Annotated in this window: 14 protein-coding genes; 2 read left to right on the top strand and 12 right to left on the bottom strand. The window is 73.8% G+C overall.

Going from position 1 to position 16,348, the window contains the following annotated elements:
- Positions 1–26 precede the first annotated feature (26 nt).
- The 11 genes from nusB to Q0967_RS07170 form a co-directional block, all read right to left on the bottom strand.
- Positions 27–440 carry a transcription antitermination factor NusB gene (gene nusB, locus Q0967_RS07220; protein ID WP_298749639.1) on the bottom strand — a complete coding sequence of 138 codons (414 nt, stop codon included), beginning with the start codon at positions 438–440 and terminating at the stop codon, positions 27–29.
- 3 nt (positions 441–443) lie between these two features.
- Positions 444–1,004: an elongation factor P gene (efp, locus tag Q0967_RS07215; protein ID WP_298749641.1), complete on the bottom strand. Its 561-nt coding sequence runs from the start codon at positions 1,002–1,004 to the stop codon at positions 444–446.
- 57 nt (positions 1,005–1,061) lie between these two features.
- The gene (aroB, locus tag Q0967_RS07210) at positions 1,062–2,141 is read right to left on the bottom strand and encodes a 3-dehydroquinate synthase (protein WP_298749643.1); all 1,080 of its coding nucleotides are present in this window, start codon (positions 2,139–2,141) and stop codon (positions 1,062–1,064) included.
- Positions 2,138–2,647 (bottom strand): shikimate kinase, encoded by a 510-nt coding sequence (locus Q0967_RS07205; protein ID WP_298749645.1) that lies wholly within the window; start codon positions 2,645–2,647, stop codon positions 2,138–2,140. The genes aroB and Q0967_RS07205 overlap by 4 nt, the downstream gene beginning before the upstream one ends.
- Positions 2,644–3,906, bottom strand: coding sequence for a chorismate synthase (aroC, locus tag Q0967_RS07200; RefSeq protein ID WP_298749647.1), 1,263 nt, complete (start codon positions 3,904–3,906; stop codon positions 2,644–2,646). Before aroC ends, Q0967_RS07205 begins: the two co-directional genes overlap by 4 nt.
- Positions 3,907–3,964: 58 nt before the next feature.
- Positions 3,965–4,684 (bottom strand): A24 family peptidase, encoded by a 720-nt coding sequence (locus Q0967_RS07195; RefSeq protein WP_298749649.1) that lies wholly within the window; start codon positions 4,682–4,684, stop codon positions 3,965–3,967.
- Entirely contained in the window at positions 4,681–5,529 is an 849-nt protein-coding gene (locus Q0967_RS07190; RefSeq protein ID WP_298749651.1) for a shikimate dehydrogenase, read from the bottom strand. The genes Q0967_RS07195 and Q0967_RS07190 overlap by 4 nt, the downstream gene beginning before the upstream one ends.
- Positions 5,523–6,812: an endolytic transglycosylase MltG gene (gene mltG, locus Q0967_RS07185; protein WP_298749653.1), complete on the bottom strand. Its 1,290-nt coding sequence runs from the start codon at positions 6,810–6,812 to the stop codon at positions 5,523–5,525. Before mltG ends, Q0967_RS07190 begins: the two co-directional genes overlap by 7 nt.
- A complete protein-coding gene (gene ruvX / locus Q0967_RS07180; protein ID WP_298749655.1) occupies positions 6,809–7,345 on the bottom strand; it encodes a Holliday junction resolvase RuvX in 537 nt (178 codons plus the stop codon). Before ruvX ends, mltG begins: the two co-directional genes overlap by 4 nt.
- Complete coding sequence (alaS, locus tag Q0967_RS07175) at positions 7,342–10,035, bottom strand: alanine--tRNA ligase (RefSeq protein WP_298749657.1); 2,694 nt, start codon at positions 10,033–10,035, stop codon at positions 7,342–7,344. The genes ruvX and alaS overlap by 4 nt, the downstream gene beginning before the upstream one ends.
- A gap of 110 nt (positions 10,036–10,145) precedes the next feature.
- Positions 10,146–11,510: a replication-associated recombination protein A gene (locus tag Q0967_RS07170; RefSeq protein WP_298749715.1), complete on the bottom strand. Its 1,365-nt coding sequence runs from the start codon at positions 11,508–11,510 to the stop codon at positions 10,146–10,148.
- A gap of 42 nt (positions 11,511–11,552) precedes the next feature.
- Between Q0967_RS07170 and Q0967_RS07165 the strand changes: the two genes are divergently transcribed.
- Both Q0967_RS07165 and Q0967_RS07160 read left to right on the top strand, forming a co-directional pair.
- Positions 11,553–12,317, top strand: coding sequence for a GNAT family N-acetyltransferase (locus tag Q0967_RS07165; protein ID WP_298749659.1), 765 nt, complete (start codon positions 11,553–11,555; stop codon positions 12,315–12,317).
- Between the two features lie 176 nt (positions 12,318–12,493).
- Positions 12,494–14,044 carry an HNH endonuclease signature motif containing protein gene (locus Q0967_RS07160; protein WP_298749662.1) on the top strand — a complete coding sequence of 517 codons (1,551 nt, stop codon included), beginning with the start codon at positions 12,494–12,496 and terminating at the stop codon, positions 14,042–14,044.
- 111 nt (positions 14,045–14,155) lie between these two features.
- On the opposite strand, the gene aspS is transcribed toward Q0967_RS07160, so the two are convergent.
- Positions 14,156–15,949 carry an aspartate--tRNA ligase gene (gene aspS / locus Q0967_RS07155; RefSeq protein WP_298749664.1) on the bottom strand — a complete coding sequence of 598 codons (1,794 nt, stop codon included), beginning with the start codon at positions 15,947–15,949 and terminating at the stop codon, positions 14,156–14,158.
- Positions 15,950–16,348: the final 399 nt, after the last annotated feature.

Here is a 16,348-nt window from a genome sequence, read left to right as displayed (position 1 = left end):
GATCCTACCCGCTCGGAGGGGCGGGCTCAGACGAGGGTGTGCTTGACCTCGGCGATGCGGGCCAGCAGCCCGTTGACGAAGCCCGGGGACTCGTCGGTGCTCATGCGGCCGACCAGCTCGACCGCCTCGGCGACGGCGACCATGTCCGGCACCTCGTCGTTCCAGAGGATCTCCCAGCACCCCACGCGCAGCGCCGCCCGGTCGACGGCCGCCATACGCTCCAGGCTCCACCCCTGCGACCAGGTCGCGAGGATCTCCTCGATCTGCCCCCAGTGCGAGATGACCCCGCGGACGATCTCGACGGCGTAGTCCGGCAGCGCGTGCTGCGTCGTCGGGGTCTCGATGCGCGACTCCAGCAGCTCACCGACGTTGATCCCCCGCTGCTCGGCCTCGAAGAGCAGCTCCAGGGCCCGCTTGCGGGCCCGGGTGCGTGCGGCCACGGGTCAGTTCACGCGGCCGAGGTAGGACCCGTCGCGGGTGTCCACCTTGACCTTGGTGCCGGTCTCGAGGAACAGCGGCACCTGGATCTCCGCGCCGGTCTCGAGGGTGGCCGGCTTGGTGCCGCCGGTGGAGCGGTCACCCTGCAGGCCCGGGTCGGTGTGGGTGATCTCCAGCACGACCGAGGGGGGCAGCTCGACGTAGAGGACCCGGCCCTCGTGCTGGGCGATCATCGCCCGGTTGTTCTCCAGGAGGTACTTCGCGGTCTCCCCCATGGCCTCGGCGGTGACCGGCACCTGCTCGTAGGTCTTCTCGTCCATGAAGATGTAGTCGGTACCGTCGTTGTAGAGGTACTGGTAGTCCGAGCGGTCGACCGTGGCCGTCTCCACCTTGGTGCCGGCGTTGAAGGTCTTGTCCACGATCTTGTTGGTCAGGACGTTCTTGAGCTTGGTGCGGACGAAGGCCGGTCCCTTGCCGGGCTTGACGTGCTGGAACTCCAGCACCTGCCACAGCCCGTTGTCCATGTCGAGGACCATGCCGTTCTTCAGGTCGTTCGTGCTTGCCACGTCGTGTGTCTTCCTTCGGTGTGCCGGTCGGCGGGTTCAGGGGATCGACGGACGAGTCTACCCGGCTGCCACGGCGGCGTAGGCCGCCCGCAGGTCCTCCTCCGAGGGGCCCTCCAGCCGGGCCGGGCGGGCCAGGCCCTCCAGCACGACGAAGCGCAGCGTCGACCCCCGGGTCTTCTTGTCGCGGCCCATCGCGGTGCGCAGCTCCTCCCAGCGTCCCGGCCGGTATGCCGTGGGGAGCCCCACCGCGTCCAGCACCTGCCGGTGCCGGTCCCGCAGGGCGCCGTCCAGCAGGCCGGCCCGGTGGGCGAGCTCGGCGACGTAGACCAGGCCCACCGCCACCGCGTCACCGTGGCGCCAGGTGTAGCCCTCGACCTGCTCGACCGCGTGCGCGAAGGTGTGCCCGTAGTTGAGGATCTCCCGCAGCGAGGACTCGGTGAGGTCGGCCGCGACGACGTCGGCCTTGACCTGCACGGCACGGGCGACGAGGTCGAGGGCGAGCTCGGGGTCGCGTCGGGGGTCGGTCGCGGCCGCGGGGTCGTGCTCGACGAGCTCGAGGATGGTCGGGTCGGCCACGAACCCGCACTTGATGACCTCCGCCAGGCCGGACACGTAGTCCGCGCGCGGCTGCGTGGCCGTCCAGCCGGGGTCGCAGAGGACCTCGACCGGGGGGTGGAACGCCCCGACGAGGTTCTTGCCCTCAGCGGTGTTGATGCCGGTCTTGCCGCCGACCGCGGCGTCCACCACGCCCAGGAGGGAGGTGGGCAGCTGGACGGCCTCGACCCCGCGCAGCCAGCTCGCCGCGGCGAACCCGGCGAGGTCGGTCGTGGCACCACCGCCGATGCCGACCACGAGGTCGGAGCGGGTGAAGCCCTGCTGCCCCAGGAGGGTCCACAGCCCGGCCAGGACGGGCACCGTCTTCGCGGACTCGGCGTCCGGGACGGGTGCGAGCACGGGGGCGGCCCCTGCGCGGGCCAGGACGTCCGCGGCGTCCCGGGCGAGGCCCTCGCGCCCGGTCTGGTGCACGACGAGCACCCGCCGACCCGGCCTCGCGTGCCGACCGAGCCGCGCCAGCGCGTCCGGCCCCAGGTGCACGGCATACGGCGCCGCTCCCCCGACCTGGATGGTGCGGCTCATGCCGTCAGCCACGAGACCACCTCGTCGGCGACCTGCTCGGGCGTGCGGCCGGCGGTGTCCACGCGCGTCCCGCTCACGGCCTCGTAGGTCGGCCGCCGGGCGTTCATGAGCCGTGTCCACGAGGCACGGGGGTTGACCAGCAGCAGCGGTCGCGAGGCGTCGAAGCCGACCCGGGTGGCGGCGGCGGCGATGGTGACGTCCAGGAAGACGACCCGGTGCCCGTCGGCGAGCGCCTGCGCCACCGGCTCCTGCATGACGGCGCCGCCGCCGAGCGCGACCACCCCCGTCTCCTCGCGCAGGGCGCGGAGCACCTCCTCGCGCTCCAGGGCACGGAAGGCTGCCTCGCCCTCCTCCACGAAGATGTCGCTGATCGAGCGCCCCTGCGCGGCCTCGACCGCGGCGTCCGTGTCGTGCAGCGGGACCCCGAGCCGGTCGGCCAGGACCGCCCCGACGGTCGACTTGCCGGACCCGGGGGGACCGACGAGGACCACGCGCGGGCCGCTCACCGGCCGCGCTCCGTGGCCGGGGTGCGCTGGTGCTCGGCCACGGCAGCCAGGTAGGCCGCGTGGTTGCGGGCGACCTCCGGCACCGAGTCGCCACCGAACTTCTCCAGCACCGCGTCGGCGAGGACGAGCGCGACCATGGCCTCGGCCACCACGCCCGCGGCGGGCACCGCGCACACGTCCGAGCGCTGGTGGATGGCGGTCCCGGCCTCCCCCGTGGCGGTGTCCACCGTCCGCAGCGCACGGGGGACGGTGGAGATCGGCTTCATCGCGGCGCGCACCCGCAGCACCTCGCCGGTGCTCATGCCGCCCTCGGTGCCCCCGCTGCGCAGGGTGGCCCGACGGATGAGGCCCGCGTCGTCCCGGTCGATCTCGTCGTGGGCCTCGCTCCCGCGGCGGGCCGCGGTGCGGAAGCCCTCCCCCACCTCGATCCCCTTGATCGCCTGGATGCCCATGAGCGCCGCGGCCAGGCGGGCGTCGAGCCGGCGGTCCCAGTGCACGTGCGAGCCGAGGCCGGGAGGCAGTCCGTAGGCCAGCACCTCGACGACCCCACCCAGCGTGTCACCGGCCTTCTTCGCGGCGTCCACCTCGGCGACCATCGCGGCGGACCGCTGGGCGTCGAGGGTGCGCACCGGGTCGGCGTCGACGCGCTCCACGTCCTCCGGGCGGGGCAGCGACCCGGGCTCGGGCGCGTCGTCGTCGATGCCGGGCACCCCGGCCCGACCGATGCTGACGGTGTGCGAGACCAGGCGGACGCCCACGGCCTGGTCGAGGAAGGCGGCCGCCACGGCCCCGAGCGCCACGCGGGACGCCGTCTCCCGGGCCGAGGCCCGCTCCAGGACCGGCCGGGCCTCCTCGAAGCCGTACTTCGTCATCCCGACGAGGTCGGCGTGCCCCGGCCGGGGCCGGGTGAGCGGGCGGTTGCGGGCGAGCTCCTGCGGCGCCCCCACGTCGTCGGCGCCCTGCAGGTCCGTGTCCTCCACGGGCTCGGGGCCCATGACGGCCTGCCACTTGTGCCACTCCGAGTTCTCGATCTGCAGCGCGAGCGGCGAGCCGAGCGAGACGCCGTGCCGCAGCCCGCCGAGGAAGTGCAGCCGGTCGGCCTCGAAGCTCATGCGCGCCCCCCGTCCGTAGCCCAGGCGGCGGCGGGCCAGGGCCCCCTCGACGTCCCCGCGGACGACCCGCACGCCGGCGGGCAGGCCCTCCAGGACGGCGGTCAGGGCAGGGCCGTGCGACTCACCGGCGGTCAACCAACGCAGCATGGCCGTCATCTTCCCACGCGGGCCGGGAGGACCCGGCACGCCCCGGACGGGGCCCGGCTCAGGCCAGCCCCGCCAGCGCCGGGCCCCCCAGCAGCATCCCGACCAGGGCCCCGACCATCATCGCCGGGCCGTAGGCGAAGTCGCCCTTCCAGCTCACCCGCCGGGTGAGCAGCAGGCCGACGGCGAACAGGCCGCCGACGATGAACCCGGCGTAGATCCCGAGCATCATCTCGGCCCAGCCGAACCACCCGAGCCCGGTGCCCAGGACGGCGGCCAGCTTCACGTCGCCGAGGCCGAGCGCGAGCGAGCCGCGGGCCAGCGAGAGCAGCGCGACGAGCAGGTAGAAGCCCCCGGCGGCCAGGCCGGCCAGGAGCGCCCGCAGGAGCGGCTCGAGACCCCCGCCGACCAGCGCCGCCAGCGGCAGGCCCACCAGCAGGGTGCCCATCGTCGGCCACATGATCCGGTCCGGCAGCCGGTGCACGTCCAGGTCCATGGCCGCGAGGCAGACGCACGCCAGCGTGACGAGGAGCAGGGTCGGGGTGAGGACGGCCGCGACCGGCCACCCGGGCACCGCGTCGTCGGGGACCTGCCACACGCGGTGCATCACGGCCGCCGCCGAGAGCGCCAGGGCCACCGGCACCCACCACCGGCGCCCCGGGTAGGGCTCGTCGACCTCGTCCGGCTTGCGGTAGGTCGTCTGCTCCAGCCACCGGGCGACCGGGATGCCGAGGAGCGCCACGACGACCGCGACCACCGCGGGCAGGACGAGGTCGTTCACCGCTGCGCCCGCCCCTCGAGCGCGCGCCGCAGGGCCAGGTCCATCGCCGGTGTGGGGGCCTCCCGCCCGGTCATCAGCTCCACCTGCCGGGCCGCCTGGTGCAACAGCATCCGCGTTCCCCTCACGACCCGGACCCTACCCTGCGTGGTCTCGGCCACCGCGTCGGCGAAGGGGCTCGGCCAGGGGGCGTACCCCACGTCCATGACGACCGGCCCGGGCCCGCCGGCGTCGCCGTCGCCGTATCCGTCGCGGACGGGTGGTGCCGGCGTGCCGCCGGGCAGCGTGCTGAGGACCACCTCGGCCGCCTCGAGGGGTATGCCGTCGGCCAGGCGCCGCACGTGGGTGTCCAGCCCGAGGGACTCCAGCAGCTGCGCGGTCTGCGGCCGCAGCCGGTCGCGGACGAGCACCTCCACGGCGCGCACGCCGAGCCCCTGCAGCGCCACGAACGCCGAGCGGGCGGTGGCTCCCCCACCGAGCACGACGGCTCGACGCGCGCCCTGCAGGCCTGCCTCGACCAGGGCGGCGCGCAGGCCGTCGACGTCGGTGTTGTCGGCATACCATCCCCCGGGCCGGCGGACGAGGGTGTTGGCGGCGCCGACCGCGACGGCTGCGGTGCTCGCCTCCGACGCCAGCGCCAGGGCCTCCTCCTTGCCCGGCATGGTCACCGACAGGCCGACCCATTCCGGGCCGAGGTCCTCGACGAACCTGCGCAGCGTCCCGGCGGGCACCTCCGCCCGCTCGTAGGACCAGTCGTCGAGACCGAGCGCCGCGTAGGCCGCGTGGTGCAGGACGGGTGACAGCGAGTGGGCCACGGGCGAGCCGACGACGCCCGCGCGGGTCAGCACTGGTCCGGGTTGTCCTCGCACCACTGGAGGAACTCCTCCTGGTTGACCAGGTGCTCCTCGTAGGTCTCGGCGAACTTCGTCTCACCCGTGGAGGGGTCGACGGTGACGAAGTAGACCCAGTCGCCCGGCTCGGGCTCCGCCGCGGCCCGCAGGGCGTCCTCGCCGGGGCTGTTGATGGGCCCCGGGGGCAGCCCGGGGTGGACGTAGGTGTTGTAGGGGCTGTCGTTGGAGCGCTGCTCCTCGGTGGTCCCGGCGCGACCCCGCTCCTGGTAGATGAAGTGGACGGTGGAGTCCATCTGCATGAAGCCGTTGGTCTCCGAGTTGCCCTCGATGCGGTTCTCCATGACGCGCGCGATCCGGGGCAGGTCCTCGGCGAACTGTCCCTCGCCCTGGACGATGCTGGCCTTGATGACCACCTCGCGGAGGTCCTCGTCGGGGATGCCGAGCTCGTCGTAGACCCGGACGCCCTGGTCCACCATGGCCTGCAGCTGCTCGGCGGGGGTGCTGTCCGGGGCGAAGTCGTAGGTGCTGGGGTAGAGGAAGCCCTCGAGCTCGCCCTCGGCCGCGGCCGGGAGCTCCAGGTCGGCGGGGTCCACCGCCTCGTAGTCGGCGACCTCGTGACCGGTGCCCTCGGCCAGCGCGCTGAAGGTCTCGTCGACCCAGAGCCCCTCCCGCACGGTGACCCCGCTGAACTCCCGGAACTCCGGGTCCAGCAGACGCCCCAGGGCGGCCTCCGAGCTCATCTGGTTGGCCATGCGGTAGGTCCCGGGCTGGATCGCCGCCGAGTCCGGGTCGGCCTGCAGGGCCGCGGAGAAGGCCGAGACCGACCCGACGACGTCCTCCTCGACGAGGATCTGGGCGATGTCGGCACCGGCCGCGCCCCGCGGGATCTCCACCATCACCTCACCGCTGCCCTCGCCCTCGTAGTCGGCGGTGGAGACGGTGTCGCCGCCCGCGAGGTCGGGCACCAGCGAGCGCACGGAGCCGAAGGAGTAGACCGCGGCCACGAGGACCACCACCCCGGCCAGGCCCAGGGCGAGCATCACGAGCCAGGGGTTGCGCCGGTGCCGGCGACGCGGGTGGTGGTCGTCGTGGTGAGGGCCGCCGTGGTGAGGGTCGTCGTGGTGGTCGAGGTGCTCGGGCTCACCCGGGTCGAGCACGTGGTCGGCCAACGACTCGTCGTGGTGCCGGTCACCGCGCAACCGGAGCACGTCGTCGTCGAAGCGGGCACCGACGCCTCGGGCGTCGTGCTCGTCCCAGTCGTCCTCGGGCGGCTGGCTCATGTGGCGTCCTTCGCGTCAGGGTCGCGAGACCGTCGTGCCCGGGGCTTGCGCGCCGTCAGGGGGGCGCCGGCGGGTCGGCCGGCTCGGCGTGAGTCCAGGGCGGCCTGGAGGATGAGCACGGCAGCGACCTGGTCCACGACGCCACGCTGCTCGCGCCCCGGGACGCCGCTGCCGTGCAGCGCCCGGTGGGCGTCGACCGTGGACATCCGCTCGTCCCAGAGCCGTACCGGCACCTCCAGGCACCGTTGCAGCCGCTCAGCGTACCGGCGGGCACGCTGTGCCGCCACCCGCTCGGTCCCGTCGAGCGAGCGCGGCATGCCGACGACCACCAGGACGGCGCCACGACGCCGCGCCTCGTCGGCGATCTCCTGAAGGTCTTCCGACCCCTCGTGGTCCCGGCGCAGGGTGGCGACCGGGTGGGCGAGCATGCCGAGGGCGTCGGAGGCGGCGAGGCCGACGCGGACCTCACCGACGTCGACGCCGAGCAGCACGCCGGGGGCGACGTCCGGTCGGTCCTCCGGCACCGAGCTCATGCCCGCAGGGCCTCCTCGACCGCGGAGAGAGCGGCGCCCGTGGCTGCCGGGTCCTGCCCGCCGCCCTGGGCCAGGTCGTCCTTGCCGCCGCCTCCCCCACCGAGGGCCTGGGCCGCGACCCGCACCAGCGCACCGGCCCGGGTGCCGCGCTCCCGGGCGGCCTCGTTGGTGGCGACGACGACGGACGGGCGCCCACCGGCGTTCCCGGTCAGCGCCACGACGACCGGCCGCTCGTTGCCCAGCCGGGCACGCAGGTCGGTGACGAGCCGGCGCAGGTCGTCCCCTCCCGCGCCCTCGCCCAGGTCGTGCCCGAGGTAGGTCGTGCCGGCGACGTCGCGCGCCTGGTCCACGAGCCCGGAGGCCGCGGACAGCACCTGGGTCGCCTTGGCCTGGGCGATCTCCTTCTCGGCGTCCCGCAGTCGGGCCACGAGCTGGGCCACCCGGTCGGACAGCTCGTCCGGCCGGACCCGGAGGGTGTCGGTGAGCTGGTTGACGATGACGTTCTCGCGCGCCAGGTGGGCGTAGGCGTCCGCCCCCACCAGGGCCTCGACCCGACGCACGCCCGACCCGATCGAGGACTCGCCCATGATCTTGACGAGCGAGAGCTGGGCGCTGTTGAGCACGTGGGTGCCACCGCACAGCTCCAGGCTCCACGGGCCACCCACCGAGACGACCCGGACGACGTCCGGGTAGCGCTCGCCGAAGAGGGCCATGGCCCCCATCTCCCGGGCCTGCTCGAAGGTCATCTCCGCCGCGCTGACCTGCAGGTCGGCCATGAGGCGCTCGTTGATGCGGGTCTCGACCGCGGCGAGCTCGGCGGCGTCGAGACCGCGGGTCGCGCGGAAGTCGAAGCGCAGCCGCCCGGGTGCGTTCTCGGAGCCGGCCTGCGTGGCGCTCTCCCCCAACGTCTCCCGGAGGACCTTGTGCACGATGTGGGTCGCGGTGTGGGCGCGGGACACCGAGGCGCGACGGGCGACGTCGACCTCGCTGTGGGCGTCCTCGCCGACCGCCACCTCGCCCTCGACCAGTCGGCCGCGGTGGACCACGAGCCCGGGCACCGGGCGCTGCACGTCGGTCACCTCGAAGAGGCCGCCGCTGCCGAGGCGGATGCTGCCGTGGTCGGCGAGCTGACCGCCGGCCTCGGCGTAGAACGGGGTGCTGGCGAGGACGAGCTCGAGCTCGCCCCCAGTGCCCTCGCCGGCTCCGCCGTCCCGACGGAAGCGGTCCACCTCGCGCCCCTCGGACAGCAGGCCGACGACGCGGTCCTGCCCGCTCATCTGCTCGTAGCCGGTGAAGGCCGTCTGGGTCCCCAGGCGGTCCGCCAGCCCGCGGTACACCCCGGCGCCGCCGCGCCCGGTCTTCTTGGCCTTGGCGTCGGCCTTGGCCCGTTCGCGCTGCTCGCTCATGAGCGCGCGGAAGCCGTCCTCGTCGACGGACAGCCCCTGCTCGGAGGCCATCTCGAGGGTCAGGTCGATGGGGAAGCCGTAGGTGTCGTGCAGCGCGAAGGCCTCGGCGCCGCCGAGCCGGGTCACCCCGGCCGACCGGGCCCGGGCGACGGCGTCGTCGAGGATGCTGGTCCCGCTGGCCAGCGTGCGCCGGAACGCCTCCTCCTCGGCCGCCGCGATCTCGCTGATCCGCTCCCACTGCTCCTGCAGCTCGGGGTAGGAGGTCTTCATGACGTCCTTGCTCACGGTGAGCAGCTCGGTGAGCGAGGGCTGCTCCACCCCCAGGAGCCGCATCGAGCGCACCGCGCGCCGCAGCAGACGCCGCAGGACGTAGCCACGCCCCTCGTTGCCGGGTACCACGCCGTCGCCGAGCAGCATGAGGCCGGACCGGACGTGGTCGGCGACGACCCGGAAGCGGACGTCGGCCTCGTCGTCGGCGCCGTAGGCGCGCCCGCTGAGCTCCTCGGCCCGCTCGATGACGGGGTAGACCTCGTCGATCTCGTAGAGGTTGTCCACGCCCTGGAGGAGGTAGGCCACCCGCTCCAGCCCCATGCCGGTGTCGATGTTCTTGCTGGGCAGCTCCCCGGCCACGTCGAAGTCGGTCTTGGACCGGACCTCGGTGAGCTCCTCCTGCATGAAGACGAGGTTCCAGATCTCCAGGAAGCGGTCCTCGTCGACGACGGGCCCGCCGTCCGGGCCGAACTCCGGGCCGCGGTCGACGTAGATCTCGCTGCAGGGGCCGCCCGGTCCGGGCACGCCGGTGTGCCAGTAGTTGTCCTCCAGGCCGCGTTCCTGGATGCGCTCCGGAGGGAGGCCGGCGACCCGACCCCAGATCTCGGTGGCCTCCTCGTCCCCCTTGAGGACGGTCACCCAGATGCTGTCCGGGTCGAAGCCCAGGCAGCCCCGGTCCTGCGAACCGGTGACGAACTCCCAGGCGTAGGCGATGGCCTCCTCCTTGAAGTAGTCGCCGAAGGAGAAGTTGCCGTTCATCTGGAAGAACGTGCCGTGCCGGGTGGTCTTGCCCACCTCCTCGATGTCGAGGGTGCGCACGCACTTCTGCACGCTCGTGGCCCGCTTCCACGGAGGGGTCTGCTGGCCGGTGAGGTAGGGGATGAAGGGCACCATGCCGGCGACGGTGAACAGCAGCGTCGGGTCCTGGCTGACCAGGGAGGCGCTCGGCACCACGGCGTGGCCCTTGTCCTGGAAGAAGGACAGCCAGCGGCGGCGGATCTCGGCGGTTTCCATGATCTCCTCGTAGGCCCGGCGACAGGGGGCGCCGGCGGTGCGATGGGCTCATCCACTCTAGACGACCCCCCGGGCACGGGCCGAACTCCGGCCCCACCGGCCATGCGGTCTCAACCGCCGCGGATGATCCGCCGCAGCTCGCGCCAGCGCGGGCCGAGGCGCTCCTCCCAGCCGCGCGTCGTGGGCTGGTAGTAGTCGGCGTCGGCGAGGTCCTCCGGGAGGAACTGCTGCTCGCCCACCCCGGCGGGCTCGTCGTGGGTGTAGCGGTAACCCTCCCCGTGACCGAGGCGGGTGGCACCGGCATACCCGGTCCCCCTCAGGTGCGGCGGGACCGGGCCGCCCCTGCCGGCCCGCACGTCGGCGATGGCCGCGTTGACGGCCGCGTAGGCGGCGTTGGACTTGGGCGCCAACGCGTTGTGCACCACGGCCTGGGCCAGGATGATGCGGGCCTCGGGCATCCCGATCTGCGCCACGGCGTGCATCGCCGCCACCGCGGTCTGCAGCGCCGTCGGGTCGCCCAGGCCGACGTCCTCGCTGGCCGCGATGACGATGCGGCGCGCGATGAAGCGCGGGTCCTCCCCCGCCTCGAGCTGGCGCGCGAGGTAGTGCAGGGCCGCGTCGACGTCGGACCCACGCATGGACTTGATGAAGGCGCTGGCGACGTCGTAGTGCTGGTCGCCCGCGCGGTCGTAGCGCACGGCCGCCTGGGCCATCGCCTGCTCGACCTGCGCGAGGGTGATCTCGACGACGTCGTCCTCGCGACCCGCCGGCCGGTCGTCGGCCGCCACCCCCGCAGCCGCCTCCAGGGTCGTGAGCGCCCGGCGGGCGTCTCCCCCGGCCATCCGGACGACGTGCTCGGTGGCCTCGTCCCCCAGGGTGAACCCGCCGCCCAGCCCGCGCTCGTCGACGAGCGCGCGGGCGAGGACCCCGCGCACGTCCTCGTCGTCGAGGGAGGTCAGCGTGACGAGGACCGAGCGGGAGAGGAGCGGGGCGATGATGGAGAAGGACGGGTTCTCGGTCGTCGCCGCCACGAGGATGACGGTGCGGTTCTCCACGCCCGGGAGGAGGGCGTCCTGCTGCGCCTTGGTGAAGCGGTGGATCTCGTCGAGGAAGAGCACCGTCTGCCGCCCGTGCAGGGAACGCTCCTGCACGGCGCGGTCCATCACCGCGCGGACGTCCTTGACGCCGGCGGTGACGGCGGAGAGCTCCACGAAGGTGCGCCCGGCCGCCTGGGCGACCAGGTGCGCCAGCGTCGTCTTGCCGGTGCCCGGCGGGCCCCAGAGGATCGCCGACAGCGGTCCGGCAGCACCGCCCGACCCCTCGATGAGCCGCCGCAGCGGCGAACCGGGGCGCAGCGCCGCGCGCTGGCCGACGACCTCGTCCAGCGAGCGCGGGCGCATGCGCACCGCGAGCGGAGCCAGCAGCGCACCGCTGGCGTCGCCCACGTCGCCGGCCCCACCGGCGGCGGGGTCCACGGCGGAGGTGAAGAGGTCGGACACGCATGTCAGGCTAACGCCGTGGACCGACTCACCTCGCACGCCGAGCTGCTGTCGCTCTCCGGCGACGATCCTTGGGTGCGGTGGGCGCTCCCCGACCCGTTGCAGGGCGAGGTATGGCTGCACGACGCGGTCGCGCTCGTGCAGCGGCTCGGTCCCCGACCGGGGTTCTGGGTGGCTCCGCTGCGGGGGCGGGACGCCACGACGGAGGCAGACCGGGTGCGGAGGGCGCTGACCCAGCTGCAGCAGGGCGGACACCTGCGACGGCTCGGGGCCCGGGCGGTGTCCGTCCCCCAGGAGCACGCCGAGGTCGCCCACGACGTCCTGGACCTGGGCGACGGAGGTGACTGGGACTGGATGTGGACCACCTCGCAGCCCCCCGTCGACGCGCGCGAGCGTGACGTCATACCCCTGGACGACCGGCGGGACGCCACCGAGCTCGAGCGCTTCACCCGGGAGCACAACCCGCGGGTGTGGACGGAGATCGGGACCGGCCGCGTGCACCACTGGGTCGGCGTCCGGGGTCTCGACGGAGCCCTGGTCGCGGTCGGCGGGGCCGAGCGGGAGGCGACCGGGGTGCCGCACCTGGCCGGCATCGTCACCGCGACCCAGCACCGTGGCTGCGGGCTCGCCACGGTCGTCAGCGCGGCGCTGACCCGGTGGGCGCTGGCCGGGCACGGGGCGTGCACCCTCGGGATGTTCAGCGACAACGCCGCGGCTCGGACGGTGTATGCGCGCCTCGGCTTCCGCACCGCCCGCGCCTGGCACTCCCGGATGCTGGCCTGAGCCCTGCCGTCCGACACCCCGACAGCCGCGATGCGTCAGCATGTCGGTGACGGCCCTGCCGGCCGGGGACGTGCTGTTCCCCAGCCGTTGGCCCGGCCTCACCGGTTCCTTCTCGGGGTTGACGGTCGAACGTATGTTCGATATGCTGGGACGACAACCATCGAGGGGGTGGGGACGTGAGGGGTCGACCAGACGTCGAGCAGGCGGCACAGGTGCCGGCACCAGGCGGTGCCCCGGTGCGAGGGGTGCCGGCGCAGAGGGCCGAGATCCGTGCACTGGCCGGTCGCCTCGCGCTCCCGCGCCCGGACGCGTCCGACGCCGAGCGCCTCGAGCTCATCCGCGCGCTGGAGGACCTCAACCGCGCGTCCGCCGCCGCGCACGCGGTGCTCTCGGACGAGTTCGACCGGTCCCAGCGGCAGCAGCAGGAGGCCGACGGGGTCGCTGCCGCGGACGTCGGATCGGGAGTCGCGGACGACCTCGCTCTCGCGGGCAAGGTCTCCCCCGCCCGGTCCTCGAACCGCCTGGCCTGCTCCCGGGCGTTGGCCCGGGAGATGCCCCGCACCCTGACCGCCCTGACGGACGGCGTGATCGACGCCCATCAGGCCGAGGTCGTCACCCGGGCCACGACCTGCCTGTCGACCCAGGACCGTCGGCTCATCGACGAGCAGCTCGTCGGTCGGCTCGCCGGCCTGTCCACGAGACAGCTGCGGGCCACGGTGACCGCCCTCGTCTACGAGCTGGACCCGCAGGCGCACGTGCGGCGGGCAGCCAGGGCGGCCGAGGACGCCTACGTCTCGGTTCGCCCCGCACCGGACGCCATGTGCGTCATCTCCGCGATGCTGCCGGCGGCCCAGGGGGTCGCGGTCTACGCCGCGCTCAAGCGGCACGCCGAGCTGCTCCGCGCCTCGGGGGACGAGCGCAGCCAGGGCAGGATCATGGCCGACACCCTCTATGCGAACGTCACCGGGCGTGACCCCTCGACCCTGCCGGACATCGACCTCAGCCTCGTCCTGACCGACGCCTCGCTCATGGCCGGAGACACGGTGGCGGCCCATCTCGACGGCTACGGCCCGCTCCCTGCGCAGACGGCACGCGACCTGCTGACACCACCCGGTCAGGTCGGTGTAGAGGGGGCCCCGGCATGCTCGAGAGGCGATGGTGACTCCGGGCAGTTCTGTCCCGGTGGCCCACGCTGCACCGGCTGGTCGTGCTTGCTCCACCACGGCGCGGCGGAGGTCATTCCTTCACCACCCCACGCCGCACAGCCGCGCCCTGAGGACGTGGCCGCCGCCCGGGTCTTCGTCCGACGGCTCTACGCCGACCCGTTGACCGGCGAGGTCTTCGCCCGCGACACCCGGCGTCGCTTCTTCAGCGAGGCCCACCGGGCGCTGATCGTCAGCCGGGACCGCTACTGCCGGACCCCCTGGTGCGGGGCGCCGATCCGGCACATCGACCACCGCGTGCGTCACCGCGACGGCGGCACCACCGACGTCCACAACGGCCAAGGGCTGTGCCAGCGGTGCAACCAGGGACGGGAGCGACCGCGTCAGACCGCCGTGCCCCCGACGCTCTACCTCCGCCCGAGCGCGGTCCTGCCGAGGATCTCGCCGTCCACCGCCGAGGCCGGCCTGCCGATGGCAGCCGCCGAGGGCCCACTCCCGACAGCATCCGACCAGGGTCGGTCACCGATGCTGCCGTCCGGGACCGGAGGTCAGGCGCCTCCCTGACCTTCTGCCCGCGCGACCCCACCCGCCCGGGCCCCGCCCGGCCGCGACACGACCGGACGGGCGTCCCAGGCAGTTTTCCGGCAACCCTCGAAAAGCCCGGAGAAGCAGCCCTCAGGCCGTGGCGCCCTCCTCCTCGGGCTCGGCGTCCACGCCCGCCTCCTTGCGCTGCTCGGGTGTGATGGGAGCCGGAGCAGCGGTCAGCGGGTCGAAGCCGCCACCGGACTTCGGGAAGGCGATGACGTCGCGGATCGAGTCGGTCCCGGCCAGGAGGGCGACGATGCGGTCCCACCCGAAGGCGATCCCGCCGTGCGGCGGTGCGCCGAACTTGAACGCCTCGAGCAGGAAGCCGAACTTCTCCTGCGCCTGCTCCGGGGACAGGCCCATGATCGCGAAGACCCGCTCCTGCACGTCGCGCCGGTGGATACGGATGGAACCGCCGCCGATCTCGTTGCCGTTGCACACCAGGTCGTAGGCGTAGGCCAGGGCAGCTCCCGGGTCCTCCTCCAGGGAGTCCAGGAACTCCGCCTTGGGCGAGGTGAAGGCGTGGTGCACGGCGGTCCAGGCCCCGGCACCCACCGCCACGTCCCCCGCCGCGACGGCGTCACCGGCCGGCTCGAACAGCGGCGCGTCGACGACCCATACGAAGCTCCAGGCGTCCTCGTCCACCAGACCCACGCGCTCGGCGATCTGCTGGCGGGCCGCGCCCAGCAGGGCCCGCGAGGGCTTGGTCGCACCGGCCGCGAAGAAGACGCAGTCACCCGGCTCGGCGCCCACGTGCGCCGCGAGCCCCTCGCGCTCGGCGTCCGAGAGGTTCTTGGCCACCGGCCCACCCAGCGTCCCGTCGTCACCGACGGTGACGTAGGCCAGTCCCTTGGCCCCGCGCTGCTTGGCCCACTCCTGCCAGGCGTCGAACTGACGACGCGGCTGGCTGCCGCCGCCGGGCATGACGACCGCCCCGACGTACTCCGCCTGGAACACCCGGAAGGGAGTGTCGGCGAAGTAGTCCGTGCACTCGACCAGCTCCACGCCGAAGCGCAGGTCGGGCTTGTCCGAGCCGTACCGGCGCATCGCCTCGGCATACGTCATCCGCGGGAAGGGCGTGGTGAGCTCGACCCCGACGGTCCGCCACACCTCCGCCGCGACGGCCTCACCGAGCTCGATGACGTCGTCCTGCTCCACGAAGCTCATCTCGATGTCGAGCTGGGTGAACTCCGGCTGCCGGTCGGCACGGAAGTCCTCGTCGCGGTAGCACCGGGCGATCTGGTAGTAGCGCTCCATCCCCGCCACCATGAGCAGCTGCTTGAAGAGCTGCGGGCTCTGCGGCAGGGCGTACCAGCTGCCCGGCTGCAGGCGAGCCGGCACGAGGAAGTCGCGGGCGCCCTCCGGCGTCGACCGCGTGAGGGTCGGGGTCTCGACCTCGACGAAGTCACGCTGGGCGAGCACGGTGCGGGCGGCCGCGTTGACCCGCGAGCGCAGCCGCAGGTTCTGCCCGGCCGCGCCGGCGCCGGGACGCCGCAGGTCCAGGTAGCGATGGCGCAGGCGCGCCTCCTCGCCGACGCTGACCCGCTCGTCGATCTGGAACGGCAGCGGGGCCGAGGCGCTGAGCACCTCGATCTCGCTGGCCACGACGTCGACGCCGCCGGTCGGCAGCTCGGGGTTGACGTCCTTCTCGGCGCGCGTGGTGACCTCACCGACGACCTTGACGCAGTACTCGCTGCGCAGGTCGTGCGCGGTCCCGGTCAGGACCTCGTCCCGGGCGACGACCTGGACGACACCGCTGGCGTCCCGCAGGTCGATGAAGGCGACGCCGCCGTGGTCGCGGCGTCGGGCCACCCAGCCGGTGAGGGTGACGGTCTGTCCGACGTGGTCGGGCCGAAGGGTGCCCGACTCGTGGGTGCGAAGCATGATCTCTCCTCTCGGTGCGGCGCGCCGGAGGTCTGAGGATGCGACGACCCGGCCCGCCTGAGCAGCCCGGGAGGTGTGGGCGGGGGCCAGGTCGCGGTGCCACCACACCTTCGCCGAGGGGACCTCGGCCTCTCGTCGGTTCCGCCGGACGCGCGGCTCCCGGGAGGGGCGAGCGGGCGAGGTATGCCGTGCGCCTCACCGTCCACCCCGGCGGGTCGTCACGCCGCCCCGGGAACCGGACCAGTCTACGGGTCCGCGAGCGGAGCCCGAGACCAGCGCCGGGCCGCGTCGACCTGCTGGTGGCGTGACGACGTGCCATCCTCAGGTATGGGGTGGGAGCGAGACGTGCGACGTGCGGCGGACGAGCATGGGCAGGAACCGGGTCGTGCCCCGCTGGTC

It is taken from the genome of uncultured Serinicoccus sp., from assembly GCF_947500995.1.
Taxonomy (GTDB): Bacteria; Actinomycetota; Actinomycetes; order Actinomycetales; family Dermatophilaceae; genus Ornithinicoccus.
The sequence above is the reverse complement of the archived record's forward strand: the minus strand, read 5'-3'. Positions and strand labels throughout refer to the sequence as shown.